General features: G+C 67.5%; 24 protein-coding genes and 1 tRNA gene. 10 read left to right on the forward strand and 15 right to left on the reverse strand.

Features of this window, described 5'->3' with window-relative positions:
- Positions 1 to 154: 154 nt before the first annotated feature.
- The 5 genes from AC507J_RS18865 to AC507J_RS18885 all read right to left on the reverse strand — a co-directional run bounded on the left by AC507J_RS18865 (position 155) and on the right by AC507J_RS18885 (position 6,275).
- Positions 155 to 1,807 carry a thiamine pyrophosphate-binding protein gene (locus tag AC507J_RS18865; protein WP_496290485.1) on the reverse strand — a complete coding sequence of 551 codons (1,653 nt, stop codon included), beginning with the start codon at positions 1,805 to 1,807 and terminating at the stop codon, positions 155 to 157.
- Positions 1,804 to 2,844 carry a scyllo-inosamine-4-phosphate amidinotransferase gene (locus tag AC507J_RS18870; RefSeq protein WP_496290486.1) on the reverse strand — a complete coding sequence of 347 codons (1,041 nt, stop codon included), beginning with the start codon at positions 2,842 to 2,844 and terminating at the stop codon, positions 1,804 to 1,806. The genes AC507J_RS18865 and AC507J_RS18870 overlap by 4 nt, the downstream gene beginning before the upstream one ends.
- Positions 2,841 to 3,737, reverse strand: coding sequence for a hypothetical protein (locus AC507J_RS18875; RefSeq protein ID WP_496290487.1), 897 nt, complete (start codon positions 3,735 to 3,737; stop codon positions 2,841 to 2,843). Before AC507J_RS18875 ends, AC507J_RS18870 begins: the two co-directional genes overlap by 4 nt.
- 46 nt (positions 3,738 to 3,783) lie before the next feature.
- Positions 3,784 to 4,983 (reverse strand): aminotransferase class I/II-fold pyridoxal phosphate-dependent enzyme, encoded by a 1,200-nt coding sequence (locus AC507J_RS18880; RefSeq protein WP_496290488.1) that lies wholly within the window; start codon positions 4,981 to 4,983, stop codon positions 3,784 to 3,786.
- Positions 4,984 to 5,081: 98 nt separating this feature from the next.
- Complete coding sequence (locus AC507J_RS18885; protein ID WP_496290489.1) at positions 5,082 to 6,275, reverse strand: zinc-binding dehydrogenase; 1,194 nt, start codon at positions 6,273 to 6,275, stop codon at positions 5,082 to 5,084.
- Between AC507J_RS18885 and AC507J_RS18890 the strand changes: the two genes are divergently transcribed.
- The gene (locus AC507J_RS18890; RefSeq protein ID WP_496290490.1) at positions 6,231 to 6,692 is read left to right on the forward strand and encodes an NUDIX hydrolase; all 462 of its coding nucleotides are present in this window, start codon (positions 6,231 to 6,233) and stop codon (positions 6,690 to 6,692) included. The two genes, AC507J_RS18885 and AC507J_RS18890, sit on opposite strands and share 45 nt — an antisense overlap.
- A gap of 4 nt (positions 6,693 to 6,696) precedes the next feature.
- Here the strand turns inward: AC507J_RS18890 and AC507J_RS18895 are convergent, their stop codons facing one another.
- A complete protein-coding gene (locus tag AC507J_RS18895; protein WP_496290491.1) occupies positions 6,697 to 7,569 on the reverse strand; it encodes a class I SAM-dependent methyltransferase in 873 nt (290 codons plus the stop codon).
- A 253-nt stretch (positions 7,570 to 7,822) separates the two neighbouring features.
- Here AC507J_RS18895 and AC507J_RS18900 point away from each other — a divergent pair, with 253 nt between their 5' ends.
- From AC507J_RS18900 to AC507J_RS18935, 8 genes are all read left to right on the forward strand, one after another.
- A complete protein-coding gene (locus AC507J_RS18900) occupies positions 7,823 to 8,749 on the forward strand; it encodes a 50S ribosomal protein L11 methyltransferase (RefSeq protein WP_496290492.1) in 927 nt (308 codons plus the stop codon).
- 101 nt (positions 8,750 to 8,850) lie between these two features.
- Entirely contained in the window at positions 8,851 to 9,567 is a 717-nt protein-coding gene (locus tag AC507J_RS18905) for a B3/B4 domain-containing protein (RefSeq protein WP_496290493.1), read from the forward strand.
- Between the two features lie 358 nt (positions 9,568 to 9,925).
- On the forward strand, positions 9,926 to 11,173 hold the full coding sequence (locus tag AC507J_RS18910; RefSeq protein ID WP_496290494.1) for a hypothetical protein: 1,248 nt from the start codon (positions 9,926 to 9,928) through the stop codon (positions 11,171 to 11,173).
- A gap of 131 nt (positions 11,174 to 11,304) precedes the next feature.
- Positions 11,305 to 12,528 carry an argininosuccinate synthase-related protein gene (locus AC507J_RS18915; protein ID WP_496290495.1) on the forward strand — a complete coding sequence of 408 codons (1,224 nt, stop codon included), beginning with the start codon at positions 11,305 to 11,307 and terminating at the stop codon, positions 12,526 to 12,528.
- 32 nt (positions 12,529 to 12,560) lie between these two features.
- Positions 12,561 to 13,271 carry a hypothetical protein gene (locus AC507J_RS18920; RefSeq protein ID WP_496290496.1) on the forward strand — a complete coding sequence of 237 codons (711 nt, stop codon included), beginning with the start codon at positions 12,561 to 12,563 and terminating at the stop codon, positions 13,269 to 13,271.
- On the forward strand, positions 13,268 to 14,476 hold the full coding sequence (locus AC507J_RS18925) for an ATP-grasp domain-containing protein (protein WP_496290497.1): 1,209 nt from the start codon (positions 13,268 to 13,270) through the stop codon (positions 14,474 to 14,476). The genes AC507J_RS18920 and AC507J_RS18925 overlap by 4 nt, the downstream gene beginning before the upstream one ends.
- 69 nt (positions 14,477 to 14,545) lie before the next feature.
- Positions 14,546 to 15,811 carry a lysine N(6)-hydroxylase/L-ornithine N(5)-oxygenase family protein gene (locus tag AC507J_RS18930; RefSeq protein WP_496290498.1) on the forward strand — a complete coding sequence of 422 codons (1,266 nt, stop codon included), beginning with the start codon at positions 14,546 to 14,548 and terminating at the stop codon, positions 15,809 to 15,811.
- Between the two features lie 120 nt (positions 15,812 to 15,931).
- On the forward strand, positions 15,932 to 16,909 hold the full coding sequence (locus tag AC507J_RS18935) for a fatty acid desaturase family protein (protein WP_496290499.1): 978 nt from the start codon (positions 15,932 to 15,934) through the stop codon (positions 16,907 to 16,909).
- 21 nt (positions 16,910 to 16,930) lie between these two features.
- On the opposite strand, the gene AC507J_RS18940 is transcribed toward AC507J_RS18935, so the two are convergent.
- Entirely contained in the window at positions 16,931 to 17,239 is a 309-nt protein-coding gene (locus tag AC507J_RS18940) for a hypothetical protein (RefSeq protein WP_496290500.1), read from the reverse strand.
- Between the two features lie 116 nt (positions 17,240 to 17,355).
- Positions 17,356 to 17,490 carry a hypothetical protein gene (locus AC507J_RS18945; RefSeq protein WP_496290501.1) on the reverse strand — a complete coding sequence of 45 codons (135 nt, stop codon included), beginning with the start codon at positions 17,488 to 17,490 and terminating at the stop codon, positions 17,356 to 17,358.
- On the opposite strand from AC507J_RS18945, the gene AC507J_RS18950 reads away from it, so the two are divergent.
- On the forward strand, positions 17,459 to 18,103 hold the full coding sequence (locus AC507J_RS18950) for a TetR/AcrR family transcriptional regulator C-terminal domain-containing protein (protein ID WP_496290561.1): 645 nt from the start codon (positions 17,459 to 17,461) through the stop codon (positions 18,101 to 18,103). The genes AC507J_RS18945 and AC507J_RS18950 overlap by 32 nt on opposite strands.
- Here the strand turns inward: AC507J_RS18950 and AC507J_RS18955 are convergent.
- The 7 genes from AC507J_RS18955 to AC507J_RS18985 all read right to left on the reverse strand — a co-directional run bounded on the left by AC507J_RS18955 (position 18,055) and on the right by AC507J_RS18985 (position 24,284).
- Positions 18,055 to 18,135, reverse strand: a tRNA-Leu gene (locus AC507J_RS18955). The genes AC507J_RS18950 and AC507J_RS18955 overlap by 49 nt on opposite strands.
- A 154-nt stretch (positions 18,136 to 18,289) precedes the next feature.
- Complete coding sequence (locus AC507J_RS18960; RefSeq protein ID WP_496290502.1) at positions 18,290 to 19,603, reverse strand: NAD(P)/FAD-dependent oxidoreductase; 1,314 nt, start codon at positions 19,601 to 19,603, stop codon at positions 18,290 to 18,292.
- 188 nt (positions 19,604 to 19,791) lie between these two features.
- Entirely contained in the window at positions 19,792 to 20,355 is a 564-nt protein-coding gene (locus tag AC507J_RS18965; RefSeq protein WP_496290562.1) for a hypothetical protein, read from the reverse strand.
- A 58-nt stretch (positions 20,356 to 20,413) separates the two neighbouring features.
- Positions 20,414 to 21,733 (reverse strand): DUF58 domain-containing protein, encoded by a 1,320-nt coding sequence (locus AC507J_RS18970; protein ID WP_496290563.1) that lies wholly within the window; start codon positions 21,731 to 21,733, stop codon positions 20,414 to 20,416.
- Between the two features lie 169 nt (positions 21,734 to 21,902).
- On the reverse strand, positions 21,903 to 22,910 hold the full coding sequence (locus AC507J_RS18975; RefSeq protein WP_496290503.1) for an AAA family ATPase: 1,008 nt from the start codon (positions 22,908 to 22,910) through the stop codon (positions 21,903 to 21,905).
- On the reverse strand, positions 22,910 to 23,497 hold the full coding sequence (locus AC507J_RS18980) for a hypothetical protein (protein WP_496290504.1): 588 nt from the start codon (positions 23,495 to 23,497) through the stop codon (positions 22,910 to 22,912). The genes AC507J_RS18975 and AC507J_RS18980 overlap by 1 nt, the downstream gene beginning before the upstream one ends.
- A gap of 58 nt (positions 23,498 to 23,555) precedes the next feature.
- Positions 23,556 to 24,284, reverse strand: coding sequence for a DUF4129 domain-containing protein (locus AC507J_RS18985; RefSeq protein ID WP_496290505.1), 729 nt, complete (start codon positions 24,282 to 24,284; stop codon positions 23,556 to 23,558).
- Positions 24,285 to 24,300: the final 16 nt, after the last annotated feature.

Here is a 24,300-nt window from a genome sequence, read left to right on the forward strand (position 1 = left end):
GGTCGAAGTGCGCCCGGAGGCGAATACCCACGGTGGTAAGGCTTCTCGGGTAGATCGTCGGTGCTTACCTCTGATGATGCGTCCCTGCACACTGTGGAGGACATGGGGTTTCCTCTGCGAATGTCGGACGGGCTCAGCCGGTGGTGCCGGCTGATCAGGGTGGTCCGATGGGGATGTCGATCACGTACGGTTGGCCGGCGGCCCAGGCCGCCTCGGCCGCGTTCGCCACATCTGCCGGGCTCTCCGCCCGGCAGGACCGCACACCCATCGACTGCGCCAAGGCGAGGAAGTCCACAACCGGATCGCGGACGTCCATGCCGACGAGGGACGCTCCGGCGTCGACCCCCATCGTGCGGTACAGATTCTGCTTGAGCATGAGGTACTGCGTGTTGTTGACGATCGCGAAGAGCACGGGCAGCCGCTCGTGGACGGCCGTCCACAGCGCCTGCGGGCTGTACATCGCGGAACCGTCGCCCACGACGCACAACACCGGCTCACGATCGCGCGCCAGGCAGACTCCGAGCGCTGCGGGCATCGCCCACCCGAGTCCGCCACCACGTGCCGCGAAGTAGCGTCCGGGGCCGTTGGTCCGGTGGAATCCACGGACGTACTCGTCGCAGGTCATGGATTCGTCCACGACCGCGATGTCGTCGGGCAATGCCCGCAGCAGGGCGTGCACTGCCGCCTGCGGCGCGGTCGGCGACCCGGCGTAACGCTCCAGCGCCGCCGCCTCACGATCGTCGCGGTCCTTGCGATGGATCTCGGCGATGTCCGCCGCGCTCGCGACGGCCCGGTGAACGTCGCCGCGCCTGCGCACTCCGGCGGCCAGCTCGCGGAGAGTGGCTCGCAGGCCACCGACGACACCGAGGCGGACCGGGAAGACCCGGGCGACCTGGTGCGGATCCTCCGCGATCTGAAGCAGCTCGACACCGGACGGAACCATCGAGCCAGGGCGATAGCCGTACGCCATGAAGACGCGACCGCCCAGCACCAGCACCCGGTCGTAGTCGTCGAGCGCCTGCCGGACGTCATCGGCCGTCAGGCCGACCTCGCCGGCCCAGAGCGGATGCGCGGTCGGGAAGACGGTCATGCCGTACAGCGATGATCCGCGTACGGCGGCACCCAACGCCTCGGCGAGTTCCACCAGGTTCTCGACCGCACCGCCGGTGGCGACATCGTCACCGGCGACCAGGAGAAGCCGGTCCGGTCGGGTGCCGATCAGAAGGTCGAGCAGCTCGTCCACACTTCCTGCCGTGCTGTCCCGCCGCACCGACGAGGCCGGCGTCCTGAGCCCGGTCTCGGTCGACGTGTCCGCCTGCAACACGTCTGTCGGCAGGGAGAGGAAGACCGGGCCCCGGGGCGCCGACGCCGCGTCGCGGAACGCGCGACGCAACACCACCTCGAGATCCTCGACCCGTCGTACCTCGTACGCCCACTTGCTCACCGGTGCGGCGAGACCGGTGAGGTCGCCGGAGAGCAGCGGGTCGCAGACCAGATGTCGCTGATCGGCCTGGCCAGCGGTGACGACCAGGGGCGTGCCCTGCACCTGGGCGTTCGTCAGGTTGCCCAGGGCATTGCCGAGTCCCGCCATCGCGTGCACGTTCATGAAGGCGGGCCGCCGCGTGGCCTGGGCGTACCCGTCGGCCATCCCGACGACGACGCCCTCGTGCAGGCCAAGCACGTACGAGGGCTCAGCGGTATGCGACAGCGCGGCGATCAGGGGCAGTTCCGTCGTGCCGGGATTGCCGAAGACGTGCCGAACGCCCTCGTCGCGTAGCACCTCGACGAGGATCTCCGCTCCGTTCATCGATACGTCTCAAGCGTTCCACGGCGGCGTACGTCGAGTGTGGCGCAGTGGAAGCCGCCACCGAAGGTACGGGCGTGGCTGAGCGGCAGCGGCACCGCTTCGATGCCCTTCGCCTCCAGCGCCTTGATCAGCGCGGTCTGCCGCTCGTCCACCACCACCGTGTCGGGGCTCAGGCTGAGCAGGTTCATGCCGATCCAGATGGAGTTGACCGACGCCGGCCCGGAGTAGCCGATATCCACCAGATCGGGACACCAGATCTTGTCCCACGAGGAGAAGATCTCGGGCAGGTTGTCCTCGGTGACCCGTTCGGGATTCAACAGCACCAGGCCCGGGCGCAACGGCACGATGGTGGTGTCGACGTGCGCCGCGGTGTAGAGGTCGCGGCACGCGTGCACCGTGTACTGCGGCCCGACCGCCTCCTGCAGCCATCGGGCGCCCAACTCGTTACCCCCGTCGGAAACGAGGTAGAGCAGATCGGTACCGAGGCGCAGCACGTTGGCCGCGTCGAAGATCGGTTCGAGATCGGCGAGCCGCTGCCCCTCCGGCAACTCCGGGCGATAGGTGTCATCAGCCAGCCGAGGTCGCGGCGCGGAGATCCAGCGCGCGCCGCTGCGGAAGTACTCAAGCATGAGCGGTCGGTAGAGCGCCTGCTTGAGGGCACGCCCTCGGACGACCATGGGTGCCTCGATGAGCAGATCGCCGACGACCAGCACACAGTCACGCGGCGCGTGATCGTAGTAGCCGTCGGTCTCCCACAGCTCGGTGCGCAGCACGGCCTCCGGATCGACCGGCGCGGGCCGTCGTACCGTGATGCCCAGTCCCCGGAGGGTCTCGCAGAACCGCTCCAACTCCTCCTCGGTCTGCTCGACGATGTCCTTCGGGTACGGCCCGGAGGGCAACAGGGCCGCATCGCCGAGTTCGGCGTAGTCGATCGAGAGAATGCTGCGCTCGGCGCGGGGCACCCGTGCGCCGATCGCCGATCCGACAATCACCTCATCGAGCGGATCCCACTCGTTGTACGCACTGACAAGGCTCATCGGTCATCTCCTCCGGTCTGGTCGACAGGCTTGACAGCGGCGAGTTGCTCGGGCGGGTCCGGTGGTGTGGTCAGCAGCGGTCCCATCGCGGGATGCGTACGCAGCACGTCGAGCAGTCGGTCGAAGTTGTCCTGCGGAGGCAGGTCGTGCATTTCGAAGACCGTCCAACCGGCTGCCCCGGCGAACTCCCGGAAATAGGCGTCACACCGGGACTGGATCTCGCCGAATCCGTCGAAACCCGGATCACCGCCAGCGGGTGCCATGGACTCCAGGACGCCGAGGGCGCCGTTCTGGCGCATGCGCCATCGATGCGCCTGCTCCACAGGAGAGGTGATGAGCAGACCGACGTCCGGTTGACAGGTTGCGAAGAGATCGCTGAGGGTCGCCTTCGCCGTGCTGATCTCCCTGCTCATCTCCGGATCCCCGGTCAGCCTGGCGGCAAGCAGGAGTTCCCGAAACGCGGTCTTGAGCCCGAAGCTCTCCTCCAGGACGTGCACACCGGCTCGCAGGTGTGGGAGCACGCACTCGTGCCGGAGCAGCACCTGGCCCACCCACTCCAGCCAGGCTGCGGCGAGCGGACCGGCCGGCACATTGGCGGTTACCCGCGCATCCCGCAGTCGCCGTTCCCAGTTGTCCGCCTCGAATTCGGCGTACGACGGCGGTGGAACCAGCTCGTCGACGCCGAGATACAGCAGGCGCAGCGATTCCACCCACAGTTCCTGGAGGGCGTGCCGGGTGTTGGTACGTCGAGCCTCGACAAGCTCACCACGGTAGCTGAGCCGTTTTACGGTGTGCCCACCGTCGGTGAGCACGTCGGCCAACATCTCGGCCATTGTCGTCTTGCCGGTCCCGTCGATGCCGAGCATGGCGACATGTAGACCAGGATTCAACACGTACGCAGTCCTCCCCCGTGCAAATGTCAGCGTCGACTCGGAGCAATCAGCCGCTGGGTGCCGGCGCCCGCCCCGACCCGAAATGCTCGACGAGCCGCCGCGCTCCCTCACGAAGCACCGAAGGCGGCTTACAGAACGCGAAGCGCATCAGCGTGCCGGCCTGCTTCGGCTCGACAAAGAAATCACCCAACGGCAATGCCGCGACATTGGCTCCACGGATCAGTTGTTTGGCGAAGGGACCCATCTCGGTTGGCACGGCGCCCCACGGGGCCACGTCGGCGACCACGAAGAAGCCACCCGGCGCGGACCGCGGCGCCAGGCCCGCCTCGGTCAAGGCCGCACAGAGCACGTCACGGCGCTGCCGATAATCGTCCCGCAGCCGGGCGAAGTGCCCGGACCGATCAGCCCATCGCAGGCCCTCGGCGACACCTGCCTGCAGCGGTGTCGGTGCGGCGAAGGCGATGTGCCGGTGATGGTGTTGGATCGCGTCGCTGATCGGCTGCGGCGCCAGGGCCCAGCCGATCCGCCATCCACCGACCGCCAGCATCTTGGAGGCCGACGAACAGACCACGGTCCGCTCGCGCATGCCCGGATAGGCCGCGATGAGGCGGTGCGGGCCGTCGTAGGCGTGCTCCTCGTAGACCTCGTCGCTGACCACGTAGAGGTCGTGCTCGATCGCCAACCGCGCGAGCTGCTCCGCGGCGTACTCGGAAAGGATGTAGCCGGTCGGGTTGTGCGGCGTGTTCAGCAGGATGGCCCGGGTCTTCGGGGTCACCGCGCGCCGCATCCCCTCGATGTCGAGCTCGAAGGCGCCGCCCTGCTGCACCATCGGGACCGCGACAAGTCTCGCCTCAGCCAACCGGGCCACTCCGGGATAGCTGTCGTAGAAGGGCTCGGGTGTCAGGACCTCGGATCCCGCCGGCGCGACCGCGAGCAGCGCCGCGGCTACCGCCTCGGTGCATCCGATCGTCACCGTGATCTCGGTGGAGGGATCGTAGTGCAGGCCACGAGCCGCGGCCCGCTCCGCCAGGACTTCGCGCAGCTGAGCGAGACCGAACAGCGAAGTGTATTGCGTGTGCTGTAGCAGGCTTTGGTCGATCGCCCGTGCGGCGACAACCGAATTGTGGTCATCCTGCGGAAAACCCTGGGCGAGATTAATGGCACCCAACTCGTCGGCGAGCACCATGATCTCGACATATATATCCGGACCCGGCGCCGACACGGCTCGATAGGAAATTTCGCGCACTATCGCCTCACCCCCGTTTGCGAAGCGCTGCCCCAAAGAGGGCAAATATCCATATATTCAACTTTACGGTGCAACATTATCATTCGGCAAGATCGATGTCAAGCCATGATCGCGGACTTGATGACCTGCCGCTGCTCCATCGCTTGATAGGCCGCCTGAATGTCTTCGAGGCTGAATGAGAGATCCAGCACCGTGGCCATGAGATCGATCTCGTTCGACATCGACTCAATGATCTCTGGGAGGTAGCGCCGAGCCGGGGTGACACCGCCCCGGATGGTCAGATTCCGATCGAACACGTCGAGCAGGGAAATGTTGGCACCGCCGATGGGTAGCCCCACCCAGGAGAACGTTCCTCCGTCGCGCACACTTGCCAGGGCGGTGTCGACGGCGGCTTGGGTGCCGACGCAGTCGATCGCCGTGGTGATCTCACCGGCGACCCGCCGCATCGTCGCCCCGGTAAGCATCGGGTCATCGTCCGCACGCAGCACGTGGGTCGCCCCGAAGGAGGAGGCGACATCCAGCCGGGCATCATGGTGACCGACCACCATGATGCTTCCGGCACCTGCTCTGCGCGCCATCAGCACCGTGGCGAGCCCGATCGGACCATCGCCGACGATCGCCACCGAGGATTCCCCGGAGACCCCGCCGTTGGCCACCGCGTGACAGCCGGTCGGAAGCACATCCGCAGCGAGCAGGTATCGGGCGAGGTGCCGAGGGTCGGACGTGGCGGGCAGCCGGACCAGGTTGGCATCGGCGTACGGAACCCGGATGGCCTCGGCCTGAGCGCCACCCGGTGCCGCGTCCGATCCCCAGAAACTGCCCTCCGGGCACGACGTCGGCCAGCCACGCCGGCACGCAGGGCAGGTGCCGTCGGCGTACGTGAATGGCGCGACCACCGGGTCGCCGACCTGGAGGTCCCGGACCTGGATCCCGACCTGCTGCACGACGCCGACGAACTCGTGGCCGAGGCGAGCACCGGATTCCACCGGGTCGGCTCCCCGGAAGCACCACAAGTCAGATCCACAGACTCCGGCGGCCACGATTCGCACCACCGCGTCGGTGGACTGCTCGAGAACCGGGTCGTCGACCTCGTCGAGACGCACCGACCCGATCTTGTCGAACACCGCCGCACGCATCCGGAGCACTCCTTCGTTTACGCTGAACCGGTCGTCCCTAAAAACGAGAGGTTCTTTATGACCGAGATCCCTCAGGACCTGCCGATTTTTGAGCGAGACGTGGTCCGCATCGTGCTCCGCGACGCAGCTGACCGCATCTTGCTTTTTCACACTCACGAGATCACCGCGCCGGAACTGGGCCAGTGGTGGGAGCTACCCGGTGGCGGAATCGACGAGGGCGAGACATACCTGGAGACCGCCCTCCGGGAACTCCGCGAAGAAACGGGCATCTCGATTTCGCCCGAGCAGGTCGGGGCACCAACCTGGCGGCGGACCGCGTCCTTCCGACATCGGGATCGCCGGCACCTCCAGCACGAGGTCGTCGTCGCCGTACGCCTCGATCACAAAGGCGAGGCAATCGACGAAGCTGGGCGCTTCGACTACGAGCGCGAGGACTACTTCGACTATCGCTGGTGGCCGATCGCCGACGTGGTGGCCAGTTCCGAACAGTTCTATCCGCGAAGCCTCCCGCAATTGTTGACCAGGTTCCTGGCCGGTCAGGAGATTGACGAACCGTTCGAGCTGTGGTCGTGACCATTCACCGGCGGCGGAGATCCCAGACCACGACCGCCGGCAAGCCGACATAGGCAGCCAAGGTCGCCTCAGGTATCAACGACATCGCGGTCCGCTTGAGTGCCACGTGGTCTGCCTCGTAGCGCGGTTCGTGCAACCGCTGCACCTCGAGGCCGGCCGCGTGGAACGCGGTCAGGAAGTCACTGTGCAGATGGGCGTGGTTGCGCGCGAACCCGCGTTCGCCCTGGTCCAGCTTGACGTGTGCCGCACCGCCGAGGATGGACATGAGCGGGTTGATGTCCGACACGATGACGCGGCCACCCGGCCGAGTGACCCGGGCCAGCTCGGTCAGGGGCTCCGTCAGCGAGGGACAATGATCCAGCGCCAAGCCGCAGACGACGAGGTCGAAAGTCTCCGAGTCGAATGGGAGATTCTCCAACTCGCCAGTGCGGAACTCCACCCCGGGCAGCTGCTCCTGAGCTTTGGCCAGCATTTCCGGGGAAAGATCGACGCCCGTTACCTGATGGCCGAGATCAACCAGTCTCCGGGCGTGCCGGCCGGTTCCGCAGGCCGCGTCCAAAGCACGCCCCGGCGATTCTTCTTCCAATAGGGACCAAACGACCGGCTCTTCAATAGGGCGAATCGGCCGGCTGGACTCGTCGTAGGTCTCCGCCCAGGCTTGGTACAACTCTTTGACATCCAACTCACGCACCGGAGTGCGCTCGTCGAACTTGGTGTTTTCCGCATCGACCAACCGACGAACCTCGTCAACACGATCTTCGACGTTCTTGTCGGTGCCGTCACTCATGCCTCTGAGCAGCGCCAATCCTTCGATACTCAGGAGCAGCTCGCGTAGTTGCAGGTGACGAAGGTCGGCAGCAGCATCGATCAGAGCCATACATCAACTCCCCCGTTGGATCGAGCCACTACTATAGACACAGGCTTGACGAGTATGGCAACCTTTCGTGCATCCCAGCGGATCGCAGCGCCTCCCGATGACCGGAGCCGTGCGGCTCACTGCCCGGTGACCGGGCTCCGCTCGGGCTTCCGGCGCGACTCCGCCCGTATCGCGCGCGTAGGCGTGGCTCGCTTCGGCGAGCACGGGGGCATTTGGCTGCGGAATTGACACCACCGCGACGAGAGGTGATTTCATGACGGGGATCCGACCGCTACATCCGGTCTTCGACCTGCCGGTATCGCATTTGAAGATGCTCAACGACCGGACCCGCACCCTGCGCTACTTCGACGCGTTGCGCCAGTTGGTGCGACCAGATTCGGTCGTCATCGACATCGGGACCGGGTCCGGCGTGCTGGCCCTGGCTGCGGCCAAGGCGGGTGCCCGGCATGTCTACGCCTTCGAGGTCGGACGCATGGCGGACGCGGCCGAGGCCCTCTTCGCTGGTAACGGCATGGCCGATCGGATCACCCTGCTGCGCGGCAACGCCTTCGACCTGGACCTGCCAGAACGTGCCGACATCCTGGTCAGCGAGACGATCGGGCGCGAGCCGCTCGAGCAGTTCGCGCTGGAACTTTCCATCGACGCGCGGGAGAGGCTGCTCAAGCCCGATGGCATCCTCATCCCGCACGCCCTGTCGATCCACGCAACGCCGGTCGAGATACCGCCGGCGGAGCTCGACCGGGTTCACTTCACCGAGGCGACCACCGACAGACTGCGGCAGTGGTATGACATGGACTTCACTCCACTGGCCACCTCCTCGGTGCCACGGGTGATGTTCAAGCCAGGGCGCACGGTGCTCGGCTGGCCCCGGCTGGGTGCTCCGGTCGAGGTGGCTTTTGTCGACTTCGCCCGAGCCGTCGAGCGGTTCGTCGAGCAGTCGGCCACCGTCAAGGTCGAGCGGCCCGGCACCGTCAACGCGATCCTGGTCTCGTTCGACCTGTTGCTGTCGCCGGACAGCGTCTTCACCACGCATCCGGAGCGGGTCAGCCCGGACAACAGCTGGAAGTACACCGTGGTCCTGCCCGAGCCGGTCACGGTGGAGCCGGGCACCGAGCTGGCCCTCACCTACCGCTACCGGGTGCCCGGGAAACAGTCCGGCGTGGACCTCGTCCTGCACTGACGAGCCATTTCGCCCCTGCCCGCGGTCCTCGCCTGATTATCGGGACCGACAATGCCTGCTAGCCTCCGAAGCGCGAATGGAGACCAGCCGAAAGGGCATTGATGGTGGCGGTAACTTTCGAGATTGCCGAAGACGTGCTGCAAGCGTTTCCGGCCGCGCAGATTCGGCTGGTCGTCAGCCGAGGACTGCGCAACACTCCATCCTGGGACGCCGCGACTGAGCGTCTCAGCGGTCTGGAACGGCAGGTCAGCACCGGCCAGTGGCGACCGTTGGACGAGCAACATCCGGCAATCGCCTCCTGGCACGAGGCGTATCGCAGGTTCGGCACGAACCCGCGCCGGTTGCGGCCCAGCGTGGACGCCCTGGGGCGGCGGCTCGCCAAGAGCGCCCGCCTACCCCGAATCAACGGGGCGGTGGATGCCTACAACTCCGTGTCGGTGGCGTACGGCCTACCGGCCGGCGGCTTCGACCTCGATCGACTCGACGGCGACATCCGGATCCGGTACGCCACTGAGGCGGACAGCTTCACGCCGTTGGGAGAGCCGGAGACAACCGAACAGGCCAAGGCCGGCGAGGTCGTCTACGCCATGGGTTCCACGGTTCTCACCCGGCACTGGAACCATCGGGACAGCGACCTGACCAGGGTGGACGTGACGACGACGAGTGCGGTTTTCATCCTGGAGCGCATCTCCGTCGAGGCCGTTCCAGACAAGATCATGGAGGAGGCTCAGCAGGACCTGTCCGATCTCCTGTCCGCGCACGCGGACACTGTGACGGTCGCCACCATCCACAGCGAGTCTCCTTCCGCGGCGCTCTGATCCGCGTCCCGCCGGGGCGTACGGGCACCTGCCCGCACGCCCCGGCGTCGGCGTCTTCGGACCACCCGCACGAACCGGCCGTCGCCCGCAGGTGGGCCGCTGAACGACAAACCAGAGATTACGGGCAAATTACCGAAAGCAACCGGGCGGTGCATGAGTGCGAGAGAGGGTTTCGGTTGACAAAGAGCATGAATGATGTCTAGCCTAATTTATTGATCAGCATCACGGGGTATCAGCTTGGTCTTTCGCTCGCTCCGCCAGCTTTGGCGCGGAATTCATTGCTCGGCTCCGGGATGCCCGTGTCGTATCCACGCGCTTGTCCGTGCCCGAGCGCCGCCAATAGGAGCTAGGAGCCAGATTGTCAGCACATCTGACCTCAACCAACGGGATTTCCGGCCCGACCGTTACCAGGCATCTCGTCATCGCGGACATGGGTCGTCAGTATCCGCTTACGCCTTCCGTAGGTGCGCCCGTGCTGGTAGCGCAACTCGCCGAACGGCCCGACAGTGCGCGGCGATCCTTGGAATTTCTGAAGTCCGAGCTTTCGACCGTGCACAGCGTGGCGATGCTTGGCGCGGAAGGCACGGCTATCTTCCTCGAACCGCCGAGCCAGCCCATGGCGGCCTGGTCACACAGTGAATTGACAAAAGAGTTCGGGGCCTATCTGCGGTCCGTCAGCGCGGCTGCGGACGGAACACCCGAACTCACCCCCCGCGACCTTTCCTGCCTTGGGCCGGTGATGTTGCTGCGTACCCATGCGGCTGCTGACCGGCCCTACACCGAGGTGCTGATGTGCGCGCGCGTACGCACGATCGGCACTCTCTTCGTCAAGGTCGGCGAGTTCGCGCATGCCAAATCCGCTGGCCTGGCCGAGCGGGTGATCGAAGGATTCCGGAAGGCCGGCCACCTTCAGAATCGCGTTCTCACCGAAGGTAACGCTTATCACACCTACGAGAAAGGCGTGGAGATCGAGGAGAAGATCACGCTCTCCGAAGATCTCTCGATCTGGGCCCTCACCACGGACATCTGGACGGCCGTCGAGCACGGGGAGTTCCCTGACTTCATCCCCGATCCCGGATACGAGCTGACCCGCTGGCACTTTGTGCAGCACAATTTCGAGGTGGTCGGTTCGGACGGCAGCCAGGGTCATTACTCGTTCCTGGACAACCCGGATGGCGGGTACTACCTGAGAATGAAGAACTTCGCAGCGGACGCGCTTCGGCGCGCTGAGGCGTTCCGCCAGGTCGAGGTCTCGGGCGATGATTTCGATAGTTACCTGGCCCACGAGTTTCCCGACCTGAAATTCCGACGCTTGCCGACTTTTCTGCGTACCAGATTCGACATCAACGTGCACTCGGTCACCACCGGGCACTGCTTCGGTATCGAGACGGACGAGGTGACTCTCGTCGACGGGAGTGAACGCAAGCTACGCCAGGTCGAGATGGAGTACCTTCAGACCTGGTGGCACTCGGACATGAGCGCTACCTCGATAGACGCCGAACTGAGTCGGCTGACCGAACTCGTCGAGGCGCACCTGACCAAGCGCGGCATCGCCACCAGCCGGGGCTTCTACTCCAAGCTGGCCTTCCTGCGAGAGCACGCGTAGATCGCGGGCCGCGAGCCCGGGCGACTTTCGATTTCTCATTGAACTTGCGCGTTGCCGCCTGCTGAAGCAAGGACGGCAACAAGAACCGCGCCCGCAATCGTGAGAACACTTGAACCGTGAGGAAATTCGGTGTGAAGAAAAGTCGAAGAAACATTCGCTCCTTCCGCGACATGGCCCATGGTGACGCTGATTTGGAAAGCCCGATCGTGACCCTGTTCAGCGGCGGCCTAGACAGCTCCTACCTGCTCTACCGACTCCGGGAGGCAAACGCCACAAATGTGCACGCCGTCAGCGTCGGGGTCGGTGGTGACGAAGAGGTCGAGCAGATGCGCTCGATCGCACAGCTGCTCGGGGTACGGCTGCACGTGATCGACAAGATGAGCGCCTTCGTCGAGGAGTTCGTCCGGCCCGCGATCGCCGCGCACGCCGTCTACCTCGACACGCATCCCATCAGCTCGTCGCTGAGCCGTCCGCTGATCGCCCGCACCGCCATGGAGGTGGCGCGTGAGCTGGGCTCCTCGGTCATCCTGCACACCGCCAACCGCTCCCAGAACACCCTGCGCAGGCTCAACGGCGCACTCGATCAGCTGGGATTCGAGGGATGGTTCGGCAGTCCGTACGACCTCGAGCCGGTGGACCGTGAACAGAAGATCAAAGAGCTGAAGTCCGTCGGGCTGGACCAGATGGCGGATCGATCCGCCAGCGGCGACTCCAACCTGTGGTGCCGAGAGTTCGAGTCGGGAGTTATCGACAACCCGGAAGACCATGAGGTTCCTGAGGACTACTACCGCTGGACCTCGCGCGGCAGGGCACCGGAGGAAGGGTTCGTCGAGGTGACCTTCCGGGCCGGGGCACCGGTTGCGATCGACGGCCACGAGCTTCCCCTCGTCCAGCTCATCGAAGAACTGAACTGGGCGGCCGGAGCCCACGGCTTGGGCCGATACACCGGCCTGGAACATCTGCCCGGCGGCATCAAGGTGCTCGAGGTACGCGAGATGCCCGCTGCCTGGCTGCTCCTGTCCACCCGCCGACGCCTTGAGACCGCGGTCCTCGACGCCGAGGCGCTCAGGGAGAAGCTGCATGTCGAGCAGATCTGGGTACGCGAGGCACTCGAAGGCCGATGGTTCGGCGAACTTCGGGCCGCGTCCCAGGCGTTCATCTCTGAACTTGCCGCTCCGATCACCGGAACGGTCCGCTGGCGGCTGGCGGGCGGACGGACCTCCACCACCTCGATCGTGGCGGCCAATCCCCGTTACGTCCGCAGCAGGGAGGCCTGGGAGCAAGCCTCGATCGGCAGAGAGATCGCGGTTCTCGGTGGAGAAGCCGCCGACGGAGTCTGGGACCGACAGTGGTAGCGCACTCCCGTCGGACCGGTCCCCCGCTCGTCGTGATCGATGCCGACATCGGTACGGCGGAGGTCGCACACACGCTGGGATGCCGCACCGTCTTCGTGCAGCGACCGGCGGGGCCCGTCGAGCACCTGGTCGACACCGACTCGGGGTTCTACACGGTCGACTTCGAGGGGGATGCCTTCACCGGATTCGTCGAGCAGGTGATCGCCCCGCTCATGCCGGCGGCGGTGGTCTCCCTCAGCACCGCGGGCATCCGGGCGGCTGCCGTCGCCAACGCGCTGCTCGGCACGCCCGGTACCCCGCCGACCGTGCTTGAGCGGCTCACTGCCCGCCCCCAGCCCGGAAGCGGCGAAGCCGGGGATCGGAAGCTGACCGTACACACGCTCACCACCAACGGGACGCATCGCCTGCTGGCCGCCGTGGCTGCCGGCCCGCCGGCGACCCTGCCCAGCCGCGTGACGTCGGTCGACAGCCTGGCGCCCCGGGCGTCTCGCGCCCTGCATGCCGCTGTCACGGACTTCCTGGACGCCGCCGGTTTGGAGAACGGGCCGACCCGCGTACGCCTGCTGATGTCCGACGACGACGCGGTACGGATCGTCGGAGCCGATCACACCCCGGGGGACGAGCCTCATACCCGGGTCATCCGACGACTCACCGGTGTCGACCTGACCCGAGCCGCACTCGAATGGCCGCTCGAAACGCATCGCGGCGAATCCCACTCTCACCAAGGAGAGGGCGAACTGTGACGAAGACCGAGGCGCTCTTCATCAACCATCACCCGTACTCGTATTTCAGCCGTGGCGGCACCTGCCTGCTGCCGACCTCCGACCTGAAGATCCACATGGTTACCCGGACAGAGGCCTACGGTGGGGTCGCGGGTCTGCACGAGCACCCGATCAGTCACGTCGCCGTCTGTGATCCCTGGGAGGACGACAGATGGCGGGACGTCTGCGAGTGGATGATCCGGAACCACCCGATCAGCCGCGTCATCGCGCTGCACGAACACGCCGTGCTTTTGGCCGGCGAGATGCGTACGAAGTTCGGCCTGCCCGGCATGGACCACGAGACCGCCGTCCGGTTCCGCGACAAGGTCAGGATGAAGGAGACGGTTCGGGCGGCCGGCGCCGCGGCCGTCCCGGACTTCTCCGCGCTCGACAGCGTGGACGACCTCGGGAAGCTTGACTGGAGCACCGGTCACAAGGTCATCAAGAGCCGCTGGAGCCTGGCCGCGAAGGACCTCTTCGTCGTGGACACCCTCGCGGAGGCACGGCACCTTCTCACCGGGCTGGATCTCTCGGACTCGCACTACGAGATCGAGGAGTTCGTCACCGGGCAGATCTACCACTGCGACTCCGTGGTCCAGGACGGCGAAGTCAGGTTCAGTAGTGTCGGAAGGTATCTCGCGGATCCCGCGAGTTTCGTCCCGGGTGGCTTCTTCGGCACGGCCCTCGTCCAGGACGAGAAGTTGGTCGCCCGGATCACCGAGCTGAACGGCCGGGTCCTCGCCGCCCTCGGCATGCGGGCCGGCACCTCCCATCTGGAGCTGTTTCGAACGCCGAGCGACGAACTCATCTTCTGCGAGGTCGCGGGCAGGCCACCGGGCGGCGTCATACCTCCGGTCATCAAGTGGCAGTACGGGCTCGACATCGTCGAGGCGCAGATCCGACTCGATGCGGGGTTGCCCGTCTCGCTCGGGCGTCCAAGCCCGACCGTCGAGGGCACCTGCGGCTTCATCGCGTTCTACCCCGGTGACGGCGAGCGCAGAGGAGTGCCGGCCGAGCGCCACCGCAGTCTCGGCGTCGTGGAACACATCGCGCACCAGGGCGCGGGAGATGGCCGGGGCGGCGTCCGGCACTCCACAGACTTTCTTGATTCGTACGTGGTCAAGGCACCCGACCAGGACGCCCTGATGCGCCAGATCAACCGCGTCCAGGACGAGTACTGGTGTTGACACTGTTGCCGCTGCCCTGGTGCGACGGGACGCAACGGTGGCGCTCGGATACCCGGAGGGAAGATAGTAATGCCCGAATTTGATCTGCTAGGGATCGGCGTAGGACCCGCGAACCTGAGCCTGGCAGCATTGGCTGATCCTCTTGCCGAGATGCGGACACGATTCCTGGACGCGCGGTCGGAGTTCCGTTGGCATCCGGGCCTCATGCTTCCCGACTCCCAGCTGACGGTGACCTTCTTCCGAGATCTCGTCACGCTCGTCGACCCCACGAGCAGGTACACGTTCATCAACTTTCTCGTTCAGGAGGGTAGGGCTTTCCGGTTCCTGGAGGCCAACGGTCTCGTTCCCTCCCGGCTGGAATTCGAGCAGTACTACCGGTGGGCGGCGCGGCAACTGCCTTCCATTCAATGGGGTAAGCGAGTCGAGTCTGTCAACCTCACCGAAGACGGCTTCCGGGTCACCTACGGCGAGGGCGAGTCGGTCACCGCTCGGAACCTGGTCCTCGGGTCGGGGTCGGAGCCCCGCCTGCCCACCTTCGCAAAGGCGTTCCCGACCGGCCGGGTGCTGCATTCCAGCGACATGACGGTGGTCCGCCCACAGTGGAAGGGCCGCCGGGTGCTGGTCGTCGGGGCGGGACAGAGCGGTGCCGAGGTGGTGAACCAGTTGCTTAGCGACGCGGGCTCTCTTCCGGCGGCGCTGACCTGGACGTCCACCGGCATCGGCTTCCAACCGTTGGACGACTCACCATTCACCAACGAGTGGTTCTCCGCGAATTTCGTCAGCTACTTCAACCGCCTGCCAGCAGCCCGCCGTACGGATATCTTGCGACAACAACGCAATGCCGGTGGCGACGGCATCACGGACGCCCTGCTCGGCGCAATCTACCGTCGGCTCTACTACCTGGACCATGTTCTGGGGTCGGCCATGCGCCACCGCCTGCTCCCGTGCCGGCGTGCGGTCGACATGAACCAGAACGGTGCCGACGTCGTGGTCGACCTGCACGACATGAACCTGGGTACGGTCGACCGGATCGCCGTGGATCTCGTCATCTTCTGCACGGGTTATCGCAGTTGCATTCCGGAGTACCTGAAGCCCGTCCGGGATCGACTGCTCAGCGACGGCGACTCACTCCAGCTGGAATCCGATTATTCCCTGATGCTGGACACCACCGTCGACGGTCGCATTTTCGCGCAGGGATTCGCGGAGAGCAGTCATGGCATCAGTGACACCCTGCTGAGCCTGGCGGCTTGGCGCAGCGCCCGCATCATCAATTCGATAGCCGGCCGCGAGGTGTACCGGGTCGACGCGGGTGACACCACGGTGGCCTGGGAGTAGCGAGCGGCAGCCGACACCGGGCAGCGACATCAGTCCGCCGGCTCCGGGCATCGATGACCTCGCGGGTTGGGGCGTTTTGGCGCCGACCGTAGCCGCTGATCTGAAATCACGGAGGGAAGCGTGAACGACAGCAATGACGCAGTGGAGGCGATCTTCAGCCGGGTCAGGGTTTCCCGCCAGGACGAGACGGTGTTCCTCATCAAATTGTCCGTCGCCCTGCTTCTCACCATTTTCGGCGGAGTTCTCACCCTGACCCAGGGATGGCTCGGCACCTCGCTGGGTGTCGTCCTGCTCGCTCTGATGTACACGCACATGGTGGAGCTGCAACATCAGTGCCTGCACCATTCCGCGTTCCGTCGTAGTGGGGCACACCGTCCCATCGGTTTCCTACTCGGCCTGCCATCACTCTCGGCGTACAGCCACTACCGGGTGCAGCACCTGCAACACCACAAGTTCCTCGGCACGCCTCAGGACTCCGAGTTCTTCGGGTTCGACACCCGCGCCCCACTCACCTGGTCGGCACTGTTGCGGGGAATGTTCCTCCCCACCCGACTACTCCAGGTCAGCGTGGACATCATCAAGGCGGTCCGAGGAACCTGGAACTACACCATGGGGACGATCGGCGCCCGTTCGAGGCAACACGTTGTCGCCGAGTACCGGATCTTCGCTCTCTGGGTGCTGGCCGCGGTGACTCTCTCGGTCCTCGGCTACGGCCACATCGTCCTGCTGCTGTGGGTCGCGCCGCTCCTGATCTCCATCCCGATCCATTTCCTCCTGGAGCTGCCGGAGCACGTGCTCTGTGACAACGACAGCACGGATGTCATGCGTAACACCAGGACAATCAGCGGAAGCTGGCTCAGCCAGTGGTTCACCAACGGAAACAACTTCCACGTCGAGCACCACGCGGCCATGGTCGTTCCGATCAACCGGCTGGCCGAACGTCACTCGATGACCAAACGGCATGCGAGGCATGTGGAGGAGACCTACCTCAGCTTCTACCTGAAGGTCATCCGCGAGGCGCGTCGAAACGGAAAGCGGCATCGCCTGCCTCGCGAGTTGGCCCTCAAGGCAACTGACCGGGAGCGAAGGCCCGACTGAGTCGGCACGACCGGGTCGCGTTCAACAGGTGAACAGCGTGGATTGATTCATCACGCGAAGGGCAGAGGGAGACTCATGCGTGCAGACCCGGCAATGACGGGGATTCGGGCCGGCGACGATGAGCAGCGTGCCGACCTGACCGTCGCCGCCACCGATCGTCAGCAGGCGGCGTGGGAAGAGGTTCATCGCCTGCTCACCCAGGCCAGCGAAATCATGAACGGGGTCGATGTCCGCTCCGACGAGCTGGGTGACGCGTTGAGTGCCCTGCTGGAGGCGGGCGTACACCTCTGTCGCGCCCGCAACGTCCCGAACGGCAGTCAGCGTCTCCATTTGCAGGAGGCGCTGCACTGCGTACGTGCGGCCGGTGTGGTGACCCGCTTCGCGGTGGCCGGTCGCCCTGCGGCGAGGCGCCGGGAGGGCGAGGCTGCGGATGAGGGCGGCCGGCTTCAGCGGGCTATGTCCAGGCAGACCTCCACGTCGTAGATGAGCCGGACGGGCTCGCCATTGGTGATGCCGACGAAGACGGGCTCGGCGGCGGGGGTACGGCCGATGCGGCGGCTGGCCGATCGCCTCGCGGTCACCCCGACCGCGCTCTACTGGCACGTCGCGACAAAGGACGACGTGCTGGACCTGGCCGTCGACGAGATCTTCGCCGAGGAGCCGCTCCCGCCCTCGCGCGCCGGAGGAGACTGGCGGGACGACGTACGGGCGTTGACGCGCCAGTGGCGTACGGTCATGCTTCGACATCCATGGGCACCCAGCCTCGTCGGACGGCCGATGCTCGGGCCCAACGTGCTGGCACGAACCGAGTTCCTGCAATCGGCGCTGGTCCGTGGTGGTTTCACCGGCTCCTGGCTGGCCGTTACCGTCCGCCTGATCGCCAACTACGTGATCGGTGCCGCGCTCACCGAAGCCACCTGGCGGCAGACCGCCGTACCCGAGGCGCGGGCAGCGGCCCGACGACAGATCGTGGCGAACGCCACCGCCTATCCCACCCTCGTCGCGTCCGGATACCTCGGCGACGAAGAGTGCAGTGACGACGAGCTGTTCGAGCGCGGCATCGAGACGATCCTCGCAGCACGCTCGACAACACGGGGTAGGACGGGCCTGGTGGAACTCGCGGGCGGCGCTGCGGCCGGCCTGGGTGCCCGGGGCGGGGGTCGAACCCGCATGCCTTGCGGCAGCCGCTTTTAAGGCGGCCGTGTCTACCGTTCCACCACCCGGGCGGGTGAATCCGACGCGCCGAGACGCGCGGTGCAGTGCCACGGTAGCGGTTTCGCGGCCGGCGCGGCGTCCCGCGCGGCTACCCCTGAACCTCGGATCTGTTAATAAGGGGCCCCTCCTCTACCTGAGGCGTTAAGAAGGGGCCCTTCCTTGCACCTACTTGCGGGAGGCTTCGGCGAACTCCTCGCGGGGGTCGTGCAGTTGGCCGAGGGCGACAACCTCACGCTTGAGGACGAACGCCAGCGTCCAGTCGACCACCACCCGGACCTTGCGGTTGAACGAGGGGATCCGGCTCATGTGGTACGTCCGGTGCATGAACCACGCCGGCCAGCCGGTCATCTTGATGCCGTAGACCTGGGCCACGCCCTTGTGCAGGCCGAGGCTGGCCACGCTGCCGGCGTGCTTGTGCTTGTAGTCGACCGGCTCCCGTCCACGGATCACAGCGACGATGTTGTCGGCCATCCGCTGGGCCTGGCGCACCGCGTGCTGCGCGCTCGGCGAGCAGTAGTTGCCCGGCGCCTTGGTCAGGTCCGGGACGGCAGCGCAGTCACCGGCGCTCCAGGCACCCTCGATCACCCGGTCACCGTCGACCACCTGGAGGGTGGGCAGGCAGGTGACCCGACGCCGGTCGTCGCGGGGGAAATCGGTCGCGTCCAGCATCGGCGACGGCTTCACACCTGCGGTCCAGACGATCGTGTTCGCGGTGAAGCTGTCCCCGTCCGAGAGCTTGACCACCCCGTCGACGCAGGACTCCAGCCGGGTGTCCAGCCGGATGTCCATGTCCCGCTTCAGCAACTGCTGCACCGTGTAGGCGCCCATGTCCCGGTCGACCTCGGGCAGCACCCGCTGGGTGGCCTCGACCAGCACCCACCGCATGTCCGACGTGTTCAGCTCCGGGTAGTACCGCAGCGCGTCCCGGGCCATGTCCTCCATCTCGGCAAGTGCCTCGATGCCGGCGTATCCGCCGCCGACGAAGACGAAGGTCAGCGCCCGGCGGCGCACCTCCGGGTCGGTCGTCGCGGCGGCCACGTCCAGCTGCTCCAACACGTGGTTGCGCAGGTAGATGGCCTCACCAATGGTCTTGAACCCGATGCCCTGCTCGTGCAGGCCCGGAATCGGCAGGGTCCGGGACACCGAGCCCGGGGCGACCACGATGTGGTCGTACCTGATCTCCCGGGTCGGGCCGACGATCGGCTGGATGGTGGCGGTCTTGCGGTCGTGCTCGACCCGGGTCACCGCGCCGGCCACCACCGTGCAGCGGCGCAACTCGCGACGCAGCGGCACCACGGAGTGCCGCGGGGAGATGTTTCCCGCCGATGCCTCGGGCAGGAACGGCTGGTACGTCATGTGCGGCTGGGGGTCGACGACGATGACCTCAGCCTCACGGGAGCTGAGCTTCTTCGACAGGCGCAGCGCCGCGTAGAGACCGACGTGCCCGGCGCCCACCACAAGGATCCGCTTCGGATTCACGTCTACCATCTTTCCCCCACCGGCGACGCTAATCCCGATCCCGGTCCCCTTCTGTGACCGAGCACAACCCCACTGTGACCCGGACAACTCCGGCTGCTCGCGACACAAGGACCACCTGCGCAACCGGCTTCACTTCCGCCTCGGTGGCCTCCTTCGCGCACCCCGGCGCAGCGGCCGGACCAGCGGTTTCAGCGTCGGCGCAGCAGCCAGGCGAGCAGGGCGGTCACCGCGACCGCGATCAGCAGACCGACAATCGTGACGGCCTGCCAACCGTTCCCACGCCCGCCCATACGGGCCAGTTCGAGCAGCAACACCCCGAGCACCGACGTGGCGAGCAACACGCCCGCCGCCCGGGTGAGCCAACGCACGGTCAGGTCCGGATCCACGACCGCGTCGTACGGCAGCAGCGCGGCCAGCGCGCAGAGCGTGTGCGTCAGGTAGAGCGCGACCGCCACCGCCATCAGCCGCCACAGCGCGATCGGCCGGTCGTACCCGTCGGTGGCCAGCAGCCAGCCGGCGACGGTGACCAGGGCCGCGAAGGTCGGCCAGAACCGGTGCGGCACCACCGCGGGGAGCACCGCGACCAGGACCAACGCGCCGAGTGCCTGTTCCGCGATCACCTCAGCGGGGTACGCCAGCAGCAGGCCGACAAGCGTGCTGAGGAAGATGCCGAAACGGATCAGCACCGGAATCAGGGTGATCCGTTTCGCCGCCGTGCCCAGCGTCCGGACCCGGCCGGCCCACGAGGCGATCATCGGGCTCGCCCTCCGTCCCGCGGCACGGTGATCCGCCGCGCCACGTCACGCGCAATCATCGGTTGCCCACCCGGGGTGCGGTGGCCAGCCGGGCCACGTCGCGCAACACCTGGTCGAGGCTGCCCGCACCGACCCACGGCACCACGGGCACCCCGTGCTCGCGCAGCTGCATGATCATTGTGTCCCGGTCCAGCCGCCACAGCCGGTACGCCGCCTCGGCCCATCCCTGTCCCTTCGGTGGCGGCAGGTCGGCCGGCAGGGTGTCCACGGCCACCACGAACCTCCCCGAACGGGCCAACCGGGCCAGCATCTGTGCCGACCGCTCCTGCAACAGCGGAGTGAGCACCACCACCAGCGCGTCGGCGGAGAGCAACTGTGGGCCGAAGGCGTGGTCGTCCACCGCCTCCGGGGAAGGTTGCGCCTTCACCTCCAAGAGCCACTCCAGGGCCGTCAGATACTGCCGCCGCCCGGTGGCCGGCCGCAGCCGGCGGGCGCTCGGACCGTACTCCAGCAGCGACACCCGATCGCCCCGGTGCAGGTAGTGCTCGGCGATGGCGGCAGCGGCCCGGACCGTGGTGTCCAGCACCGATGCCGTGCCGGCGATGCCGCCGGAGCGGCCCGCCTCGGCGAGCACGTCGAGCAGCACCACCACCTCGGCGTCCCGGTCGGAGAGGGTGGCCGCCACGTGCAGCTGCCGGGTCCGCAGCGACACCCGCCAGTCGATCCGGCGCAGCCGGTCACCCGGCGCGAAGACCCGGACCCCGGCCAGCTCGCCGCCCTCGCCGGGACGGCGCGAGTGGTGGGCGCCGACCAGCCCGGCCGCCCGGGGCATCGCCTCCACCGCCTCGAAGGGCTCGGTCTTCGGGTACACCTTCGAGCGGACCGGCTCGGCAATCACCGCCCGCGAGATCAACAGCCCCTGTGCCGCGGCCACCCGGGCACCGGCCGGGCCGAGCAGGTGCCGGCCCCACCGCAGCGCGGTGCCGCTCAGCTCCAGGTCGACCGCGGTCTGCGGGGCGACCGAGGTGACGAACGGGCGGTCCGCGACCGTCGTGCTGGCACCGGCGCGGCTCCGCCCGGCGACCGTGCCACCGGCAAGCGTCGCCCGTTCGACCCGCAGCCAGGGCGAGACCCGGGTACGCAGCACCGCCACGTCGTACGACACCGCGTCGGGGTTGCCGACGCTTATCGTGCCGGCCAGCTCGCCACCCTCCACCAGGTGTCCGTCGTCGTCGCTCACCAGCACCTCAGGCAGCTCGGCGGGGCGACGGTGCAACGCGTACGCGGTGCCCAGCGCGAACGGGGCGGCCAGCACGACCAGGTCCACCCGACCCAGCAGCACCCCGGCGACCAGGAGCAGGCCGGTGAGCAGCACCGCCCGGCCGAGCGCCGGGGTGGGCGTCCAGCGTTCCGGTGCCGATCGATCCTGTTCGGTCCCGCCGGGTCGGCTGCCCCGGCCGTCCGGCGGCGCGGCGGGGCGCAGCAGAACCCGGCCGGGTCCCCTGCTGGCCGGTGCCGATCGGTCCTGACTGGTCACCACGCGTTCAGTGCCCCTGGTGCCCGCCGGCGTAACTGGGCAGCGCACCGCTGGCCGGCGCCGGTGTCCCGTCGAGGACCTCGCCGACCACGAACGACGGGTCGACCCGGCGCAGCCACATCTCCGGCCGCAGCGTGATCCGGTGCGCCAGTGCCGGCGTCGCGACGTCCTTCACGTCCTCCGGCACCACGTAGTCGCGGCCGTTGAGCACCGCCCGGACCCGGGCCAGCAGCAACAGCGCCAACGAGCCCCGCGGCGAGGCGCCGACCAGCACCGACGGGTGTTCCCGGGTGGCTGCGGTAAGCGCCACGATGTAACGGCCGACCGAGTCCTCCACCACGACGTCCTCCAGCGCCGCCTGCATGGCGCGCAGCGTGGCGGCGTCGACGACCGGCTTGATCTCGGCCTCCTCGCGGCGGCGGGCCATCCGCCGCCGCAGCACCTCCCACTCCTCCTCCTGCTCGGGGTAGCCGAACGACACCCGCAGCAGGAACCGGTCCAGTTGCGCCTCCGGCAGCGGATAGGTGCCCTCGTACTCGATGGGGTTGGCGGTGGCGAGGACGTGGAACGGCTCGTCCAGCCGGTACGTCACGCCCTCCACCGAGACCTGCTTCTCCTGCATCGCCTCCAGCAGGGCCGACTGGGTCTTCGGCGGAGTCCGGTTGATCTCGTCGGCGAGCAGCAGGTTGGTGAAGACCGGACCGGCCCGGAACGCGAAATCGCCGCTGCGCTGGTCGTAGAGGAACGAACCGGTGACATCGGCGGGCAACAGGTCCGGCGTGAACTGGAGACGACGGAAGTCCAGCCCGAGGGCCTGGGCGAAGGACCGGGCGGTAAGCGTCTTGCCCAGGCCGGGCAGATCCTCCAGCAGCACGTGCCCGCCGGCCAGGATGCCGGCCAGGACCAACTCCAGGGCGTCCCGCTTGCCGACCACGACCTGGCCCACCGCGTCCAGTACCGACCGGGCGAGGTGGCCGACCTCGGTGGGGGGCATGGTCCGGCCGACGTCGTTCATCAGATCTTCTCCAGTTCGGCGACGATCGCCGCGAGGTCGCGCGGCGAGGGGGTGCGGCGGGGCGGTGTCTCCAGGAACTTCGACAGCCGGTCGCCCAGCAGAGCCCGGGCCCGGCCCGGATCCGACTCACGGGTCACGCCGTGTTTCAGGCGCAACCGCTCGTCGGCCAGTTCGGCGAGGCGGGGCAGCACCATCCCGGTGAAGCGTTCGGGTTTGGTCTTGGACCACTCCAACGGGGTCGCCCAACCGTTGACCGCGGCGCGCAACGCGTCCTGGGACGCCCAGTTGTACATGCCGTCCTCCTCGCCGCCCCGGGACGCGTCCGCGAGGCGGGGGGGCTTCGGCGGCGGCGCGAGCACGGCCACGATCCGGCGTACCAGCAGCAGCGTGAGCACCGCGGCGACCAGCACCACCAGTGACACCCGCAACCCGACGACCCGCAGCCCGGCGACGAGCACGACGGTCACGGCCGCAGTGACGCCGAGGACCCCGGCCACGGCCCGCAGCCGCCCGCCCTCGCGCCGTTCGGTCCGGACCGGCCGCTCCTCCTCGAATCTGAGCAGGTCGTCGATGCTGGCCCGGCTCACGACGTCACCTCGGCACCGGCCGGCGCGCCGGGCCGCCGGTGCGCTCGCCTCCGCACGCTCACGTCGTCACCTGCTCGACCGTGGCGGTGAGTTCGCCGCGCAACCGGCGCAGCGCCGCGCGTGCCTGGTCCCGGGTCCGTTCGTCGACCGGCCGGGTGGCGTACCGGGCCTCGCGGTAGACGTGCGCGAACTCGGCCAGCACGTCGGCGCTGACGATCGCCGGCACCCCGGCGGACGGGTCGCCGCGCAGCAGGCGGGTGACCAGGTCGGTGGGGGTGTCGCCGGTGAGCCGGGGCACGCCGGCAGCCGAGGCGGCCTCTTCGAGCCGGACCCAGCAGGCGATCACCGCGGTCCGTGGGTCGGTGGACCGGTCGTCCAGGTCGACCAGGCCGGCGTCGACGGCGGCGACCACCTCAAGCGCCGTGCCCTCGGCGCTGCGCCGGGCCGGGCGCGCGGGCAGCCGTCGGGTGACCCGGCGAGCCGCCGTACGCGCCAGCGTCCAGAGCAGGTAACCGAAGGCGGCGAGCAGCGCCGCACCGAGCACCGCCAACGCGGCCGTGCCGAGCCAGGACGGGATCTCGGTACGGGTCTGCTCGGCGGCTTCCCGCGGCTCGACCGGGATCGACGGGCGGGGATCCTCCGACGGGTACTCCAGGACGAACGGGGCATCCCTGGCTACGGGCGGGACCCGGCTCGCGCCGATCGACGAGTTCGCGGCCGCCAGGGTGACTGCCGCGAGCAGGCCGACCACCATCGCGAGCGGCCACCACCGGCGCAGGACCTCCATCCGGCTACCTCCGGGC

Source organism: Micromonospora sp. PRAS1 (assembly GCF_059553435.1).

Coding starts and splice junctions, on each gene's coding strand:
- AC507J_RS18905 (WP_496290493.1), top strand. CDS start 8,851: ATGGTGGCGGTAACTTTCGAGATTGCCGAAGACGTGCTGCAAGCGTTT.
- AC507J_RS18975 (WP_496290503.1), bottom strand. CDS start 22,910: ATGAACGACGTCGGCCGGACCATGCCCCCCACCGAGGTCGGCCACCTC.
- AC507J_RS18930 (WP_496290498.1), top strand. CDS start 14,546: ATGCCCGAATTTGATCTGCTAGGGATCGGCGTAGGACCCGCGAACCTG.
- AC507J_RS18900 (WP_496290492.1), top strand. CDS start 7,823: ATGACGGGGATCCGACCGCTACATCCGGTCTTCGACCTGCCGGTATCG.
- AC507J_RS18865 (WP_496290485.1), bottom strand. CDS start 1,807: ATGAACGGAGCGGAGATCCTCGTCGAGGTGCTACGCGACGAGGGCGTT.
- AC507J_RS18950 (WP_496290561.1), top strand. CDS start 17,459: ATGCGGCGGCTGGCCGATCGCCTCGCGGTCACCCCGACCGCGCTCTAC.
- AC507J_RS18940 (WP_496290500.1), bottom strand. CDS start 17,239: ATGGAGACGCTGACTGCCGTTCGGGACGTTGCGGGCGCGACAGAGGTG.
- AC507J_RS18870 (WP_496290486.1), bottom strand. CDS start 2,844: ATGAGCCTTGTCAGTGCGTACAACGAGTGGGATCCGCTCGATGAGGTG.
- AC507J_RS18895 (WP_496290491.1), bottom strand. CDS start 7,569: ATGGCTCTGATCGATGCTGCTGCCGACCTTCGTCACCTGCAACTACGC.
- AC507J_RS18985 (WP_496290505.1), bottom strand. CDS start 24,284: ATGGAGGTCCTGCGCCGGTGGTGGCCGCTCGCGATGGTGGTCGGCCTG.